13 protein-coding genes and 1 pseudogene are annotated in these 16,468 nt (G+C 68.6%); 6 read left to right on the forward strand and 8 right to left on the reverse strand.

The genetic code is table 11. From position 1 onward, the window contains the following. The first annotated feature begins 116 nt into the window (after positions 1–116). Positions 117–620, forward strand: coding sequence for a hypothetical protein (locus tag ACFWF1_RS21460; protein ID WP_379282202.1), 504 nt, complete (start codon positions 117–119; stop codon positions 618–620). Here the strand turns inward: ACFWF1_RS21460 and ACFWF1_RS21465 are convergent, their stop codons facing one another. Continuing rightward, positions 621–2,915, reverse strand: coding sequence for a helicase-associated domain-containing protein (locus tag ACFWF1_RS21465; protein WP_379282204.1), 2,295 nt, complete (start codon positions 2,913–2,915; stop codon positions 621–623). It abuts the gene before it with no gap. Positions 2,916–3,130: 215 nt separating this feature from the next. On the opposite strand from ACFWF1_RS21465, the gene ACFWF1_RS21470 reads away from it, so the two are divergent. Beyond that, entirely contained in the window at positions 3,131–3,319 is a 189-nt protein-coding gene (locus ACFWF1_RS21470) for a hypothetical protein (protein ID WP_040731009.1), read from the forward strand. Positions 3,320–3,392: 73 nt separating this feature from the next. On the opposite strand, the gene ACFWF1_RS21475 is transcribed toward ACFWF1_RS21470, so the two are convergent. Then, positions 3,393–4,025: a resuscitation-promoting factor Rpf1 domain-containing protein gene (locus ACFWF1_RS21475; RefSeq protein WP_379282205.1), complete on the reverse strand. Its 633-nt coding sequence runs from the start codon at positions 4,023–4,025 to the stop codon at positions 3,393–3,395. 454 nt (positions 4,026–4,479) lie between these two features. Further along, positions 4,480–4,746 (reverse strand): hypothetical protein, encoded by a 267-nt coding sequence (locus tag ACFWF1_RS21480; RefSeq protein ID WP_357385937.1) that lies wholly within the window; start codon positions 4,744–4,746, stop codon positions 4,480–4,482. 202 nt (positions 4,747–4,948) lie between these two features. Between ACFWF1_RS21480 and ACFWF1_RS21485 the strand changes: the two genes are divergently transcribed. After that, positions 4,949–5,380 carry a cold-shock protein gene (locus ACFWF1_RS21485; RefSeq protein WP_379282337.1) on the forward strand — a complete coding sequence of 144 codons (432 nt, stop codon included), beginning with the start codon at positions 4,949–4,951 and terminating at the stop codon, positions 5,378–5,380. Between the two features lie 66 nt (positions 5,381–5,446). On the opposite strand, the gene ACFWF1_RS21490 is transcribed toward ACFWF1_RS21485, so the two are convergent. The 3 genes from ACFWF1_RS21490 to ACFWF1_RS21500 form a co-directional block, all read right to left on the reverse strand. Further along, positions 5,447–5,959, reverse strand: a complete 513-nt coding sequence (locus ACFWF1_RS21490) for a DUF2771 domain-containing protein (RefSeq protein WP_379282206.1) — start codon at positions 5,957–5,959, stop codon at positions 5,447–5,449. Positions 5,960–6,023: 64 nt separating this feature from the next. Then, positions 6,024–7,997, reverse strand: coding sequence for an MFS transporter (locus ACFWF1_RS21495; protein WP_379282207.1), 1,974 nt, complete (start codon positions 7,995–7,997; stop codon positions 6,024–6,026). Positions 7,998–8,154: 157 nt separating this feature from the next. Continuing rightward, entirely contained in the window at positions 8,155–8,931 is a 777-nt protein-coding gene (locus tag ACFWF1_RS21500) for a glutaminyl-peptide cyclotransferase (RefSeq protein WP_379282208.1), read from the reverse strand. Positions 8,932–8,948: 17 nt separating this feature from the next. On the opposite strand from ACFWF1_RS21500, the pseudogene ACFWF1_RS21505 reads away from it, so the two are divergent. Beyond that, a pseudogene (locus tag ACFWF1_RS21505) lies at positions 8,949–9,794 on the forward strand (DUF3027 domain-containing protein); the annotation flags it as partial. A 788-nt stretch (positions 9,795–10,582) separates the two neighbouring features. Beyond that, positions 10,583–13,330, forward strand: a complete 2,748-nt coding sequence (locus ACFWF1_RS21510) for a sacsin N-terminal ATP-binding-like domain-containing protein (RefSeq protein ID WP_379282209.1) — start codon at positions 10,583–10,585, stop codon at positions 13,328–13,330. A gap of 39 nt (positions 13,331–13,369) precedes the next feature. Here ACFWF1_RS21510 and ACFWF1_RS21515 read toward each other — a convergent pair whose 3' ends face one another. Further along, positions 13,370–13,984 carry a TetR/AcrR family transcriptional regulator gene (locus tag ACFWF1_RS21515; RefSeq protein WP_357385947.1) on the reverse strand — a complete coding sequence of 205 codons (615 nt, stop codon included), beginning with the start codon at positions 13,982–13,984 and terminating at the stop codon, positions 13,370–13,372. A gap of 125 nt (positions 13,985–14,109) precedes the next feature. Here ACFWF1_RS21515 and ACFWF1_RS21520 point away from each other — a divergent pair, with 125 nt between their 5' ends. Then, positions 14,110–16,167, forward strand: a complete 2,058-nt coding sequence (locus ACFWF1_RS21520; RefSeq protein WP_379282210.1) for a neutral/alkaline ceramidase — start codon at positions 14,110–14,112, stop codon at positions 16,165–16,167. Between the two features lie 14 nt (positions 16,168–16,181). Here the strand turns inward: ACFWF1_RS21520 and ACFWF1_RS21525 are convergent, their stop codons facing one another. Next, complete coding sequence (locus tag ACFWF1_RS21525) at positions 16,182–16,421, reverse strand: DUF2530 domain-containing protein (protein WP_357385951.1); 240 nt, start codon at positions 16,419–16,421, stop codon at positions 16,182–16,184. Between the last annotated feature and the right edge of the window lie 47 nt (positions 16,422–16,468).

Genomic DNA, 16,468 nt, shown 5'->3' on the forward strand with positions numbered 1-16,468 from the left:
GCGCTGGCCCCGCAGTTCGATATCACCCGTAGCGCCGATGCGGCCGTACTCGGCGTCCGGGTATCCTCACCGCGTTCGCGAGCGGCGTGAATGTGTTCGGTGAGAGAGGTTTTCAGGTGAAGTTTCCAGGAGCGCGGCTGCTGGCACGCGTGGTGCTTGCCCTCGTAGCGGTGGCGGCGGTGATCGTCACGGTCGTCGGTTGTTCGTCGGCCAAGGAAGACAGCACGTCCGGCTCGGCCAAGGTCGGTGACTGCATCGTCAAGGGTGCCTCGGCCGACGCCAAGACGGAGACGGTCGACTGCTCGTCGGCGCAGGCCGTCTACAAGGTCGCGCAGGCCTCCGACAAGAAGATCGACTGCGCGACGGACTACTCCGGCTACCAGGCCGGCGGCGCCTTCCTGTGCCTGGCGCCCAATTTCAAGCAGGGCAGCTGCTACAACGAGTCCAGCAGCACCGCCGTCAAGAATGTGGACTGCGGTTCCACCGAGGCCACCTTCAAGGTGGTCAAGCGGATCGACGGCCAGGCCGACGAGCTGCTGTGCGGGGCCGACGCGGACAGCTTCCGCCTCATCTCCGAGGCCCCGAAGACCACCTTCTGCCTCGCCAAGCCCAAGGCCTGATCATTCCAGCAGGGCGACCGACGCGATCCGGTGCAGCGTGAAGTGCCGGATCGCGCCCGTCACCGGGTCGAGCGCGTCGAGCTGGCCGTTGCCGACCTTGAGCGGTTCCACTACGCGCTGCGTCGCGACACCGGACGCGTCGACGTAGCCGATATTCACCGCGCGCCGCACCCGCGCCGCCAGTTGCAGCAGGGCCAGGGTCGCCGCGGTATTGGTGCGGGTGCCGTCCATCCGCACCGACTGCCCGGAGCGCGCGCTGGTGGCGCGTTCGGCCGCGCGTAGTTCGGTGACGAGTAGTTCCAGCTGTTCGGTGCTCGGCGGCGTCGGCCGCCACGGCGGCCTGGCATTGGGCCGGGCCGAGATCCGGGCGCCGCGCTGGCGCAGATCGACGATGATGCCCGTCGAATCCTCGCCGGCCGGTGCGAAACCGGCCGCGCGGAGTTGTTCGAGCACCTCGCCGAGCGGTGCCTGGGCGATCGCCACCGTCGGCGCGATGGCCCGCAGCGCCAGCGTCCCCGCCACCGGCGCGGCCAGCACCTGGGCCAGCAGCGCCGGGTCGTCGCTGCGGAGGAACGACTGCGCCATCCCGGCGCGCAGCTGCCCGTGCCTGCGGGCGACGTCGTCGATCAGATAGGTCAGGGCCTGCGGAATCGGGGTCCGCGAGTGCTTCGTGAACAGCGCGTGCAGTTCGGCGGCGGTCAGCCCGGCATCGAGCGCGCGCCGCACCGACGTCTCGCTGATCCGGTAAACCGTTGCCGCACCGGCGGATTCGACATCGGCGACCAGCTCGATCCGCTGCTGCAGATCCGCGATGAGCGGACCGGGGGCGATCACCGTCAGGTCCGCCTGGACCAGCACGTGATCGACCGGCGCGGGCAACGCCGACTCCATCGCCGCCTCGGCATCGGCCGCGCTGGTCGGCGCCCCGTGCAACAGCGCGCGGGCCGGTGAGCCGAGCGCGCCGCGGCCGACGAAGCCGAGCGCCTCGGCCTCGGCGAGCGTCTGTTCCACCGCCTCCAGCCGAAAGTGCCTGCGCCAGCGCGGTTGTCGCCAGGCCAGCACGCGGCCGATATCGGCTGGGGTCAGTGCGTTGCCGGACGGATATTCGGCGAGCAGGCCGAGGATGGCGTGCCGGTCGCGCGGCGCGTGCGGGGTGCGCAGCTCCAGCGAGAGGGCCGCCAGGGGTTTGTCATTCGCGTCGCGCAGGCCGATCATCCATGGCATCCGGTCCAATTCGAGCCACGCCAGGGCCAGCACGGTCCAGCGCCGGGCCAGCGGCGCCTCCAGCCAGGCGTCGATCGCGGGGGTCGGCGCCCAGAAGTCGTCGGTCGAATCGACCTCCGGCGGCGGGTCCGGCAAACCCTTTTCGATGAGTCGCGCGGCCGCCAGCAGTTCGACCAGCAAACCCGCTCGCGGCTCGTCGATGCCGGCCTGTTTGGCGATGCGGCGTAACTCCCGCACACCGAGTCCGCCCGCGCGCAAGGCGGGTGCGGGTGCCTGGCCGAGGATGTCCAGGATCGCGGCGCAGTGCCGCAGCAGTTCGCCCACTTCGCCCGCGGCGACGGCGTTCACGTCGGCGGAGGTCTGTTTCTTCGGCTTCGGGGTGGGCGGGGTCAGCGCGTGCGGATGCGTGACCGGCTCGTTGCGCAGCACCTGACCGACGGTGACGGGCAGTTCCACCGTCTCGTCGTCGATCCGGTTCAACAGCCTGCGGGTAAGTAGCTGCTGGACCGGGCGGTCGGCCGGGGTGCCCGGCGCCGCGTCCCTGGTGCGGCCGCGCGGACCGGTGCTGGCCAGCTTGTCCAGCAGGGCCCGCGCGGCCGAGGTGAGTTCGGGCAGTGCGTCGCGGACCTCGGGCTCGGTGAGCGAGTCCGGGATCTCGGTGGTGCTCCCGATCGGCCACGGCAGCGCCTCGACCGCAGCTGTGATCAGATGCAGCCCATCGTCGCTGGTCCACACCAGCGCGCGGGCGGTCAATCGTTTGATCGCCGCCTCGATCGCGGCGGCAGGCACGCGTTCGTTCAGCTGCACGTGCAACTCGGCGCGGGTCAGCGGAGCCCCGTTGCTTTCGGTGCGCGTCACCCCGTGCACCGCAAGGGTTTCCAGGATCGCGAAATCGAGAGTGTCCAGGTCATCGGTGGCGCGCAGCACGGAAGCGCGCTGCTCGGCCCGCGCGGCTAGAACAGCCATCGACGAGGGCAGCGGCACAGCCAGATCTGGCCGGAGTTCGAGCAGCGTTACCAACTGGGCATCACTGCGTGCACCGAGCCATCCGGCAAGGGAGGTCGCGGTCATCCGATCCAGCCTACGGTCTTGCTCGGGGGCACGCCGGTGCGGAGCCGAGCGCACAGCGGATTCCCAGGTCACGATCGATTTCGAGAGCGCATCGGTAGCTCGTCGAGCACCGGCTCACACACACTCTCGACACCGTCGATTTGCCAACGCAAAGAGTTTGCCGACTAGGCCCAGCCTGACGAGTCAGCGCGGTCGCCAGCCGCTAGCATGTGCTTGTGGTGAACAAATCGAAGAAACCTTATGTCGACAACGGCTGGCCGAAGGTCGCCGAAGGTGATCACGCGGTCACCGAACTCTCGTCGACCCGTTCCGGTGGGCTCTCGCCGTACGGTGAGGACACCGAGTTTCCGGTCCCGGCAGATCAGCTGCCTTACATGCACCCGAACACGGTGATCAACCGCTGATTTCCGGACGGAAAAGTCCGAAGATACGAATAAGGCCCCGCATCCGAGGATGCGGGGCCTTATTCGTGGTTGATCAGGAAGGCAGCAGACCCTTATTCGCCTCGTAGAAGTTCACGATGGCGGGATCGAGCTTGGTGTTGCTCGCCTTGGCGGCGTTGAAGAAGTCGAAGGCTTCCTTGGGCACCTGGACGCCCTGGCTCTGCACGACCTCGAGAGCGCGGTCGACGGCCGTGAAGACCTGCTGGGTGCTGTCCGGCGCGGCCTGAGCGGCCTGCGGCGCGGGAGAGGGGTTCCAGTGTGGGGTCTCGCTGGTGGTGGGCGCGGAGCGCGGGGTGGGCGCGCTGCTCAGACCCAGTTTGGAGGAGCAGCTCGGCCAGGCACCCCAGCCTTGCGAGGCGAGCACCTTCTCGGCCACGGCGATCTGCTGCTCACGGGTGGCCTGGTTGGCGCTGGCCGCGTACTCGCCGCCGCCATGGGCCCTCCAGGTGCTCGGGGAGAACTGCAGTCCACCTTGGAAACTGTTGCCGGTATCGATGCCCCAGTTACCGCCGGCCTCACACTGTGCGAGGCGATCCCAGTCGGAGTCGGGTGCCGCGCTGGCGGTGCCAGCGAGGGCCACACCTGCGGTCCCCATGATCGCACCGGTCACGGCAACCTTGGCTACCGTGCGACCGGTGGAGCTTGGCTTGCGATGGCGTCCACTCATATCGGGTTCGTCTTCCTCTCGACGCACCTACGAGGTCATCGGTATGGGCTGGACTGAGAGGTCGTCATGCCCGCCCTCGCCCCTACGTTTCCGTCGGGTTTCCGGGTCCCGCGGGGCGAGGTTCGGTGCGGCGGGCCGGTGTGTGCCGGTTGTCCCGGCTCGCTAAGAACCGTACGACGATCGCCGGGAAAAATCACCATTTGATAACCGGCGTGTACGAGCGGGTCTCGGTGCGGTCTCGGGCCGGAGGTCGGCCCTTCTGCGCAGCTAGGAGCGGTGCGCTCAGACCAGTGCCCGGTCGTCACCGGCCCGTGACCTCTCCGTTATGTGACGAGGATCACAACCAGGATTTGGTAACGACAGACGCGGGTAACCCGTTCGCAGCGCACCGGTGACCTCCGGGCCAGATCGGCGGTTATCGCCAGATCGGATCCCCGGGTGACGACCGGGTAGCTCAGCGCGAACGCCTACCTGAACGCAACGCGTACAGCACCGCGACCAGGAATCCCAGCGGCGCGAGCATCGCGGCGAAGTAGAGCCACAGCCCCGGTGATCCGTCGGACAGCACCGGGATCAGGAAGATCGCGATGATCGCCAGCAATCCCAGCGCGAACAGGCCGAGCGCGAGCTGTAGCAACCAGTCACCCGGCCTGCGCTGCCCGCCTCCGGTCGACGAGGGCTCGGCATCGTGCGGCGGTGGTGGAGCGGAAGGGTTCGTCACCGGACGACCGTAAAACTGATGTGCTTGCGTTATAGGCACCGGGGTAGACTCGTAGGCAAGCGCGTCCCGCATCACTGCTGGGCGCGTTCTTTTCGCAAACAGACGTGAACCTGTGCGCGGCGTTGTGCCGCACTGGGTTCCGTGGACAGATGTGCTCGGGCCGGTGGGGTTCGAGTTTTTCGATGATGAACAGGTGAGCGCAGTGCCGACCGGCAGGGTGAAGTGGTACGACGTCGAAAAGGGCTTCGGCTTCCTTTCCCAGGACGAGGGTGAGGACGTCTATGTCCGTTCGTCCGCGTTGCCCGAGGGTGTCGAGGGACTCAAGCCGGGCCAGCGCGTCGAATTCGGCATGGCCGCGGGCCGTCGTGGACCGCAGGCGCTGAGCCTGAAGCTGCTCGAGGCTCCGCCGTCGGTGCGACAGGGGCAGGAGCGTCAGGAACGCGAGCGCGTCCGCAAGGAGCCCGTCGCCCGCAAGCACACGCCGGACGAGCTGCACGGGATGGTCGAGGACATGATCACCCTGCTCGAGGCGACGGTGCAGCCGGACCTGCGCAAGGGGCGTTACCCGGATCGCAAGACGGCGCAACGCATTTCAGAGGTTGTCCGCGCAGTCGCGCGTGAACTCGACCACTGAACTGATCGATAGACAACAGCGCATGGGCTCGTTCGCGAGCCCATGCGCTGTTCGTCGTTCGGAGGGTCAGGCCGCGGTGCTGATCGACCAGGCCGCGTGCGGGAGGTAGAACTCCTTGCCGGTGTCCTTGTCCCGCGCCAGGATCGGCAGCTGCAGCTCGACCCCGACCAGGCGCAGGTCCGGTTCCGGATGCGAGTCGATGCTCACCGCCAGCGCGCCCGCCGCGAAGTCGGCGTGGCTGATCACGCGGTCGATCCGGTCGCCGTTGGGCAGCGCGTAGACCAGCTGCGCCAGCCACGGCGCGTCCGCGATCTGCTTCGGCAGCGACAGCTGCAACGGGTAGTCCTTGGGCACGTCCAGCGCGATGGTCTGCCCGTAGCGGCAGTCCTCCATCCGCACCGAGCAGTACACGTACGGCGTCACGTTCACCGTCTTGCCGTGGGAGTAGGCGGTGATCACCGGATCGTGTTCATCCGCGTTGCGGACCAGCACCACCAGCACCCCGACGAACGCGACGGTGACCACTAGCAGTCCGGCAAGGATCAGCGCGACGATCGCGCGAGGGCTGAGCTTGGTCACACCGCCACCCCGTGGCCAGTCGGCTCCGCCGTGAGCACAGCTGCCGTGTCGATGGTTCGCTCGCTCACTGGCTGGGGTCTCCTATTCCTCGTTGGATACGGGTCGTCTCGCCGCCGCTCGTCCCCGGTCGACGGTATGCGTTCGAAGTCTGTTGCATCGGCCGGGTCGACGGCACTTCCTGTTCCGCGTGTTGCGGACGATTTCCGCCGAGGCCGGGCAGCAGCGAATGGCCGCGGTAACTGACGAACGTCTGCACCAGGCCGATCACGAGTATCGCGGTGACCACCGCGAACCCCTTCCAGTAGTCGGTCGGCAGCAGCACTCCCGCCGCGCCGCCGACGACCCAGCTGAGCTGGAGCACGGTCTCCGAACGGCCGAAACCGGACGCGATCGACTCGGGCGGCAGATCGTCCTGGATCGAGGCGTCCAGCGACACCTTCGCCAGTGCGCTGGTGCCCGCCGCGACCAGGGTGGCCAGCGCCGCACCGAGCAGGTTGTTGGCGAAGGTCGCGAACAGCGCGACCAGCGTGCAGGCCGCGGTGCAGCCGAGCACGATCAGCGTCGGCTTGCCGAGCTTGAGCCTGGCGCCGGTCGCATTGCCCGCGAAGTTGCCGATCGCCGCCGCCGCGCCGACCACGCCGAGCATCGCCGCCTGCTGGGCCGGGCGGTGCTCGGTGGCCTTGGCCACGAACGCGACATAGAAGGTGAGGAACCCGGTCAGCACCCGGATGGCGCTGTTGCCCCACAGCGAGGTGACCACCGAGCGGCCGAGCGGCTGCCTGCGTTTGCGCGGCGGCGTCGCGGCTTCCTTATCCGCCGAGAGCGCCTCGGTGGGTGCGTGATAGCTCAGCGTCGCGGGCACCTCGCCCTCGGTGACCTCGACCCAGGACGGGATCCGGAGGCTGAGATACGTTCCGGCGCAGGCGATCACCGTCGCGAAGATCAGTGCGCCGCTGGAGCCGGCGATCGCGGCGGCCAGCGCGGCGATCCCGCCCGCACCGATGGTGCCGCCGACCAGACCGAAGACGGTGAGCCGGGAGTTGGTGCGCACCAGGTCGATATCGGGCGGCAGCACCCGCGGCGTCACCGCGCTCTTGAGCACCGAGAACGATTTACTGCCGATCAGCATGCACAGCGCGAGCGGATACAGTGCCCAGCTGTCGAATTCGAGGATCAGCACCACCGCGACCACCGCGCGCAACGCGAACGAGGTGGCCAGCGCGACCCGGCGCCCGTGCTGCAGCCGGTCGAGCATCGGGCCGATCAGCGGGGCGATCACCGCGAACGGGGCGATCGTGATCAGCAGGTACAGCGCGACTTTCGTCTTGCTCTCCGCGGTGGCGCTGGCGAAGAACAGGGTGTTGGCCAGCGAGACGGCGACCGCGGCGTCGAGGGCGAAGTTCGCCATCGTCGCGTAGGTCAGTGCGGTGAGGCCGGACTTGTCGGCGCCGTCCGCCTTCGCCGCGCGCTGGAAGGTGGCGATGCCCTTTTCGGTCAGCTGGCGGCCGCGCATCGCGGCGACGCGGGTGACCGTGAGTTTGCGTGGAACACGTTGGATGCCAGGCGGAATGGGGGCTTCGTCGGCGGCGTCCGGCTGCTCGGGCAGCGGCGCGGTGGGCGGCGGCAGCGCGGCCTTCGGCTCCGGGTGTGGCGGTTCGGGGTGCCGCGGCGGTTCCGGAAGACGCGGCGGTTCCGGACGATGCGGGAAGACGCGGCGCGGGGTGGTGGCGTCCGCGTCGGGCGCGTGGTCGTCGTCGCGCCGGGCACCCCAGCGCGGCGCGCCGTGGCGCCGGGTCTTGGCGTCCGCCGGATCGGGCGTGGCGTGCCGGCGGGTCTCCGCCTCGGACGGGTCGGGTGACTCGGCGCGCCGGGCCTGCGGGTCCAGCCGGTCGGGGTCGAGCGGTGGCAGCGGCTTGCGGCCGGACGGCGTGTTGGGCGGTGGATATCGATCGAAACCCGGGTGCCGTTCGATCGGTGGGTACTCCGCGCCGTCCCACCGATCACGGTCGGGACCGGAAGGTTCGCGGGGAGTAGTCACGTCTTCAATTCTGTCGTACTTCGGTGCTGGGCGTTCACTCGCTCTCGAAGGTGTCGGCGGAAGGTGACGTTCATCGCGTCGTGGACGGCCGTGCATGTCACCGGACTTCCCCGCACAGCGAATCGCATGCGAATCGTTGTGCGGTAAGTCACGGCGATCAGGCGGGCACGAAGCGGACCTCGAAGGTGGTCGGCCAGTTCTTACCGGCCAGCAGGAACCGGTCGGTGCCGGGAATCTGGGCGATCCCGTTGAGCGTGTCCTCGCCCGTCGGGATGATCGTGCGCGGCAGCAGGCCGCTCGCGTTGATCTGTGCGAGCACCTGGCCGGTGTCGGGGTCGATGCGCAGGATGTGGTCGCTCGGCCAGTCGTTGGCGTAGACCGAACCGTCCTCGGCGCAATCGAGTTCGTTGAGCCGAGCGTTCTGGTGGCTGGTGAGCCGGATCGAGCCGGTCGGCGCGAAGGTGACCGGATCGCGGAAGGTGAGCGTGTCGGAGCCGTTGCTCATCACCAGCTGTCCGCGCCGGGTGCACAGGCCCCAGCCCTCGCCGTCGTAGGACACGCGGCCGACTTCGGCCAGCGTGTGCGGGTCCCTGGCGAACGCCGTGTGGTCCTGCCAGGTCAGTTGCCACAGGATGTCCCCGGCGAGCGTCAGCCCCTCGCCGAAGTAGGGCGCGGGCAGATCGACCCGGGCGAGTTGCTCGCCGGTGTCGCGGTCGGTGGCCCGCACGCTCGACGCGCCCGACAGGCCGGTGCCTTCGTAAAGCACGTTGCCATCGATTTCCAGACCTTGAGTGAATGCGTGCGGATCATGCGACCTGGTGGCCACGACCTCGACATTCATCGCGGGCGACGCATCTGGCGCGGCCCCACACCCGCTGAAGATGACCAGACCGACCAGCACACCGATGGCCAACGTCCGCCGATTGCGTTTCATACGGCAAAATGTAGGCCGTGAGCGCAGTTTCTGTTTCTGAGTCCGGTGTCAGGCCGATTCTGGCCGATGCCGTCGATCTGGCCCGCCGTGCGCTCCTGGAGTTGGAACCAGCCGGAGTCGGGGCGCATCTCGGCGTGGCTACCGAGGACGACAGCGCGGCAACCCACCGCTTCGAGGCCACACTGCCCGGCTATCGCGGCTGGCAGTGGGCGGTCGTGGTGGCGGCCCCACCGGAGGCCGACTATGCGACGGTGAGCGAATCGGCGCTGCTGCCGGGGCCGGACGCCCTGGTCGCACCCGACTTCGTGCCGTGGGACCAGCGGATCAGACCCGGCGATCTGGCACCGGGCGATCTGCTCGCCCCGCCACCGAACGACCCGCGCCTGGTGCCCGGCTACGTCGCCAACGGCGACCCGGCCGTCGACGAGGTCGCCCTGGAGATCGGCCTCGGCCGCACCCAGGTGCTCAGCCTCGAGGGCCGCGAGGAGGCCGCCGAGCGCTGGTACGGCGAGTTCGGTCCCGACGCCGACATGGCCAAGGCGGCCCCGTCCACCTGCGGCCTGTGCGGCTTCTATCTGCCGCTCGCCGGTGCCCTGCAGGCCGCCTTCGGCGTCTGCGGCAACGCCATGGGCGCCGACGGGCACGTCGTGCACGCCGCCTACGGCTGCGGCGCCCACTCCGACACCGTGGCCCCCACCGGCGGCGGTTCGCCGCTGTACGAGGCGTTCGACGACGCGGCCGTGGAAATGATCCCGACCGAAGTGCTGGTCGCACCGGTCGAGGAAACTTCGGCGGCCGATACCGAATCCGCGGAAGCGTCTGTCGCCGAGGCCGAATCGGCTGTCGACGCGACATCGGCAGAGGTCGTGCCGAGTGCCGAGACCGAATCGGCCGATGCGCCGACCGTCGAGACCGCTGCGCCTGTCGCCGAGGCCGAACCGGCTGTCGCGGATGTCGATGCGGCACCCACCGCGGAAGTTCCCGCCGCCGAGATCGATGTGCCGGACGTCGAGGCTGTACCGGATGCCGAAGCCACTATCACCGAGGTCGCGCCGACGGAAGTAAGTGTCGCGCCGACTGCGGAAGCAACCGGCGTCGTCGAATCGGATGCGGATGTCGTCGATGCGCCGAGTGTGGACGTCGCGGTCGCTGAGTCGGACAGTGCGTCCGCGAACGCGGATGTGCAAGCCGGTGACGAAGGTGGCACTGCCACCGCGAGCACCGAGCCTGCTGCGGACGGCGAGGTAACCGCGGATGGTGAGTCCAGCGTCGCGGTTGTAGCCGAGCCGAGTGTGGAAGAGACCGTGCTTGCCGACAGTGGTGACTCCGTTGTGGCTCCGCGTGCGGATGCGCATGTTGGCAACGAAAGTATTTCGGCCACTGCGAGTATCGACTCGCCTCCGGCCGAGGTGAGCGAGGCGGGCACCGACGTCGCGGACAGCTCGACCGACGCCGGTGTGGATGCGGCGCAGGCGACTTCGGGCGACGAGCCGGTTGTCGACGGCGATGGCCGGGCGGTCGAGTCATCGCCGCAGAGCTGACCGAGACGGCCGATCCGTTCGGCACCTCGGCGTTACGGGCGGGAGTTCTTGCCGCATGGCGTGATTCGCCGACTCGATTGCGGGAAGACGCGGCGACCGAGGCGGATCTGATGCGCGCCGGATACCGTGACCGGCTGCTGACCGAACTGGCCCAGAACGCGGCGGACGCCGCCGCCAAGGCCGGTGTCGCGGGTCGGTTGGTGGTGCGGCTCGATGGCGGCACCCTGCATATCGCCAATACCGGTGCGCCACTGGATCTCTCCGGCGTGCATGCGCTCACTGCGCTGCGCGCGTCCGGGAAGTCGGAGGTCACGGCCGTCGGCAGGTTCGGTGTCGGTTTCACCGCGGTGCTCTCGGTCAGTGACGAGATCGAACTGCGTTCGAGCACCGGCTCGCTCGTGTTTTCTCGCGATCTGACCTGGGATGCCCTGCGGCAGCGCGACATCCGCATCCCCGACAGTCCGGCCGACGACACTGTGGACGGGTTCGCGCCGCCGGTGCTGCGGATGGCCTGGCCGTCCGGGACCGCGCCGGTGGCGGGCTTCGACACCGAAGTCGTGCTGCGCCTGCGTCCGGACGTGGACGCCGCCGCACTGCTCGCGGGTATGCACGCGGAAGCCATCGACCTGCTGCTGGAACTGCCCGCACTCCAGCACATCACGATCGAGACCGCGGAATTCACCAGCACCACCACCGATCTCGGCAACGACCTGCAGGAGATCCGCGTCGACGGTCCCGGCGACGCGCACCGGTCCTGGTGGCAGTACCGCGCACCGCACGCCCGCTGGCTCCTCCCGCTCCGCAACGGCAGGCCCACCGCCGCGGCCCCGGATGTGCTGCGCGCGCCGACCCGCTCCGACGAGGAACTGTCCCTGCCCGCGCTGTTGATCGCCGACATCGCCATGCAGCCGGACCGCCGTCGCCTGCTCCCCGGCGCCCGCCTCACCGAATTGGCGCTCGGCTACGCGGATTTCGCCCGCGCCCTGCCGCCCCGCGACCGACTGGTCCTGGTCCCCACTCCCGCCTTCGCCCGCAGCGAGGCCGACGGCCTGCTCCGCGAGGCCCTCGTCCGAGAGCTCCAGACCCACCCCTGGCTGCCGATCGTCGTCACGCATGCGGTGACCGCCGGCGTAGGCCACGAGGCGACTGCGGACGCAACCACGGGCCAATACGGCACAGACCTGTTCGACGCACCGACCGCCAGCTCGGCCGACGTCGCCGTACCGACGCGGGCGAGTGCGCTCACCGGGCTGACCGAGGAATTGGCGCGCCTGCTCGACGATGTGGTCGGCCCGTTGGTGATTCCGGAGTTGTCCGGCCGCGAGCATGCCGAGGCGCTCGGTGTGCTCGATGTGCACCGACTCGGTTTGGCGCGGCTGGCGGAGTTGTCGAGCGGTCTGGAGCGGGCGCCGCACTGGTGGTATTCGCTGTATGAGGCGCTCGAGGTGTTCGTAGTGGATCCGCTGGCCGCCGAAGAGCTTGGGGCGCTTGCGGTTCCGCTGGCGGACGGGCGGTTGGTCACCGGGCCGCGGACGACCGTGCTCGATGATCAGCTCGAGGTCGCCATCCCGGTGCATTGGGCCAGGCTGGTGCATCCGGAGGCCGCGCATCCGCTGCTGGCCAGGCTCGGCGCCCGTTCCGCGACTGCCGAAGATCTTTTGAACGAACCTGATCTGCGCGCTGAGCTGGAAGATCACCCGGACGACGCGGACACCATCGACGCGGTCCTTCGCCTGGCCGTGCTCGCCGAGCCGACCGCGCTGCCGTCCTGGCTCAGCCTGATCGAATTGCCTGACGTCGACGGCGAATTGCGCCCGGCCGACGAGCTGCTGCTGCCCGACGCGCCGCTGCGCGAGCTGCTGATCGAGGATTCACCGTTCACCTCGATCGACCCTGCCGTGGTGGCAGGCTATGGCGCGCAAGCGCTGCGGGCCATCGGCGTCGGCTGGGACTTCACCGTGGTCACCGAGTCCGATCCGACCGGACCGGACCACAATCTGGACGACGAAGACCGCTGGTGGTCGACGCTGTCGGACGATCCGCCGGAATTCGCCGCGATCCGCGACCTCGACCTGGTGGACGACGCCGCATGGCCGGAGGCGTTGTGGCAGTTGGCTTCCGCGCCGCGCACGCGCCGTCTGCTCACCGACCGCGACGGTTACACCGCCTGGTGGTTGCGCACCAACGCACGCATCGACGGCACGCCGCTCGGTCTGCTCCGGCATCCGTCGGACACGGAATTCGCCGAGCTGCTGCCGACTTTCACGGTGCCGGGTCTCGCCGATGACGCGACCGCCATGCGCGCGATATTGGCCGACGCGGCCGTGCTCACCCCCGAGCTGGCCGCGGCCTTGCTCAACGCGCTTGCCGATCCGTCGAAAACGCCTACCCCCGAGGTGGTTTCGCGTACGCACGCGAGGTTGGCCGGTGCCGTCGCCGCGGATCAGCTGGATCTCGGTGATCTCGATCTGCCCGATCGTGTGCGCGCACTGTCTGGTGCTGTCGTCGATCCGGCGCAGGCCTTCATCCTCGATGAGCCGTGGTTCGGCTTCGCTGTCCCGCCAGATCGCTTGGTAGCGGGCGATATCGACACCGCGCCCGCGTTGGCGACCCTGCTCGACCTGCCGCTGGTCTCCGAGTCCGTCACCGCCGAGGTCCTGACCATCGGCCGTCGCACCACCTGGTCCGCGGAGCCACTGGGAGTTGTACTGCGACAACTCTTCTCGTTGCCACCGCAGGCGGGCGATCTGGTGCTGCACGACGATCTGAAGGTGCGCCTGCACGGCGCGGTCGAAGCCACCGCGTCGGTTCCCTGGTGGCGCGAGGGCGACACCGTGCATTTCAGAGTGCAGCGGTAGTTTTCCGGGGAACCGGCGAATCCGACTGTGCCGCAGCTGTTAAGCCGCGTACTCGGCGATCATCTGGCTGAGCAGATCGAGCTGTGAACGCACGCTCTCGCTGTCGTTGTCCACCAGCCAGCGCAGCACGACTCCGTCGATCACATTGAGGGTGAATCGGCTCAACGACTGCAGCGGAACCGACCATTGGTTCGCGGTCGCGTCGCGCGCGTGCTCCAGGATGTCGGCGACGGTGGAGTCGTTGAAGTTGTACTGCTCGCGGGCGATCGCGAGTTTCGCCGGAGTTTGCTCACCCTCGCGCAGTGCGTAAGTGGTGGTTTCGTAAGTGAGCAGCTGACGTTCCGGAGTGGCCTCTATGTTCAGCCACATCAGTTCCAGTCCGGCGCGGATCAATTTTTGAAGTGCTTCTTTTCCACTTCCGACGTCTTGCCAGACTGTTTCATTGGCGTCGACAGAATCACGTAATTCCATCGACAACGCCTTGACCAGCTCGGTCATCAGCGCGTCCTTGTTTTCGAAACAGTAATGCACCACTCCAAGCGAGACTCCTGCCGCTTGGGCGACATCGCGCGTGGTCACGCCCGCAACGCCCTTTTTTTCGGCAAGACCGATAGCGGCCTCGATAAGGTGGGCCCGTCTTTCTTCGACGCTCAATCGGGAGGACACCCCAGGGAGTTAAGCGCCCGGGGAGCGTGCAGTCAATTCGCCGGTAGAAAAATCTCGACTGGACGAGTGACCAGTTGTATGGTTCGCTGCCATCAGGATCGAAGGAGATGCGTATGCCGCTGTCGCGCAGAACCGTTCTTGCCCGAACCGTTGTCGGTTCGGCGACGCTGGCCGCCGCAGCGGCGGTGCCCGCCATGTCCGGCCCGCTCGGCGCACCGGCCGCGGCCGCCCCTGGTTCCGGTGGCTATGAGTTAGGTGTCGGGATTTCCGACATCACCGGCCCCGCCGCGGAATGCGGAATGATGGGTTATTCCCAGCTCGAGCAGCAGACGGCTGGTATTCACCTGCGGCCGCGGGCCCGGGCGTTCATCATCGGCAGCGCCGGACAGCGCGTGGTTTTCGTGGTCGCCGAGAACGGCATGATCTTCCAATCTGTGCACCGCGGCGTGCTCGCGGAGCTGGCCCGCCGGTTCGGCGATCGGTACACCGAGCAGAACCTGGTGCTCACCTCGACGCACTCGCACGCGACCTGCGGCGGCTCCAGTAACGATTACGCATACAACCTGTCCATCTTGGGTTTTCAGCAGCAGGTGTACGACGCGGAGGTCAACGGCATCGTGGAGGCCATCGCGGCCGCCGACGCCGACCTCGGCCCCGGTTCGCTCGCGCTCGGCCACGGCGAACTGCACGACGCGAGCGTCAACCGGTCCCGGGTCGCCTGGGAGCTCAATCCCGTTGCCGACAAACAACACTTTCCCGAGGCCATCGACCCCGCGGTGACGGTGCTGTCCCTTGTCAAGGGCGGTCGGCAGGTCGGCGCAATCACCTGGTTCTCCACCCACTGCACCTCGATGACCAACGAGAACCGGCTGATCAGCGCGGACAACAAGGGTTACGCATCGTTCTCCTACGAGCACCTCGAGCACGGCGTCCGCTACCTCGACGGCGCACCGGATTTCGTGGCCGCCTTCGCGCAGACCAACGCGGGCGACATGTCCCCGAACCTGAACCTGCGCCCCGGCTCCGGCCCCACCGAGAACGAGTTCGACAACACCCGCATCATCGGCGAACGCCAGTATCAGGCGGCGAAAGACGCGCTGGCCCAGGCGCGGTCGATGGGCGGACCGATCGACTCGATGCTCTGTTACATCGACCTGGCCGACATCGCCGTCGACGGCCGATTTACCCCCGACGGGCAGCCGAGGCACACCGCGACGGCGGCAGCGGGCGTCTCGCTCATCGCGGGCAGCGTCGAGGACGGACCGGGCTTCCCCGGCGCACCCGTCCCGGAGGGTGTCCGCAACCCCTTCCTGGACGCGCTCGGCGGCGCCAACACCCCGGCGCCGGCCTGGCTCGCGGACGCCCAGGCGCCCAAGGCCATCGCCGCGCCGCTCGGCCTGATGCCGCCGGTGGCCTGGATTCCGAATGTGTTGCCGATTCAGATCGTTCGGCTCGGCGAGCTCTACTTGGCCGCCGCCGGTGGCGAATTCACCATCACCTCGGGCCTGCGGGTGCGCCGCGCGGTCGCGGACGCGCTCGGCGTGCCGCTGGAGCAGGTGCTGATGCAGGGCTACGCGAACGCGTACCACGAATACGTCACCACCCCTGAGGAATACGACTCGCAGCAGTACGAGGGCGCCTCGACCATGTTCGGCCGCTACACACTCTGCGCCTATCAGCAGGAATTCACCCGGCTGGCAACGGCATTCGCCGCCCGCCAGGTCGTCCCGCGCGGGCCGGCCCCGCGCGACGTGTCCAACCTGCAGCCGAACTTCCAGCCCGGCGCCGGCCCGGACACCACCCCGCCCGGCCGCAACTTCGGCGACGTACTGACCCAGCCCGGGCCGGCCTACGCGCCCGGCACCCAGGCGGCCGCCGAATTCGTTTCCGCCCACCCGAAACACAACACCCGCCGCAACAGCACCTTCCTGGAAGTGCAGCGGCAGCAGGCGTCAGGGGAGTGGGTGCGCGAGGCCAACGAGGGCGAGTGGGCGGTGAAGTTCTTCTGGAGCAAGCGCGGCGCCGCCGAGTCCGTGGCGCGGTTCACCTGGGACATCCCCGCCGACGCGACGCCGGGACGGTATCGGTTCCAGCACTACGCCGACAGCCTGAGCCCCGACGGCGCGCTGCATCCGTTCACCGGTACTACCAACGACTTCGAGGTCGGCTGACGCCGGTGCGAGGTCTACAGCCCCGTCTGCGCACCCTTGTCGCCGCGGCGCGCCCCGCGCCGCTGGATCAGGAAGATCCCGAGGGCGAGCACGCCGACCACCAGGCCCATCAGGCAGACCGGCAGTACCGATGCCCACCGGTCACCGCTGGCCCACACCACCAGGGTGGCCACCAACCACAGCGCGCTGCCGACCGCAAGCACCGGGCGCGGATCTGTCAGCCGCGGCGGGATCTGTGGCACTTTCTCCGTCACGGCACCAGCGTAGCTGCGAGAACGCGCGTCCGACACGCACCCGTCCC

Source organism: Nocardia sp. NPDC060255, from assembly GCF_042727395.1.
Lineage (GTDB): Bacteria > Actinomycetota > Actinomycetes > Mycobacteriales > Mycobacteriaceae > Nocardia.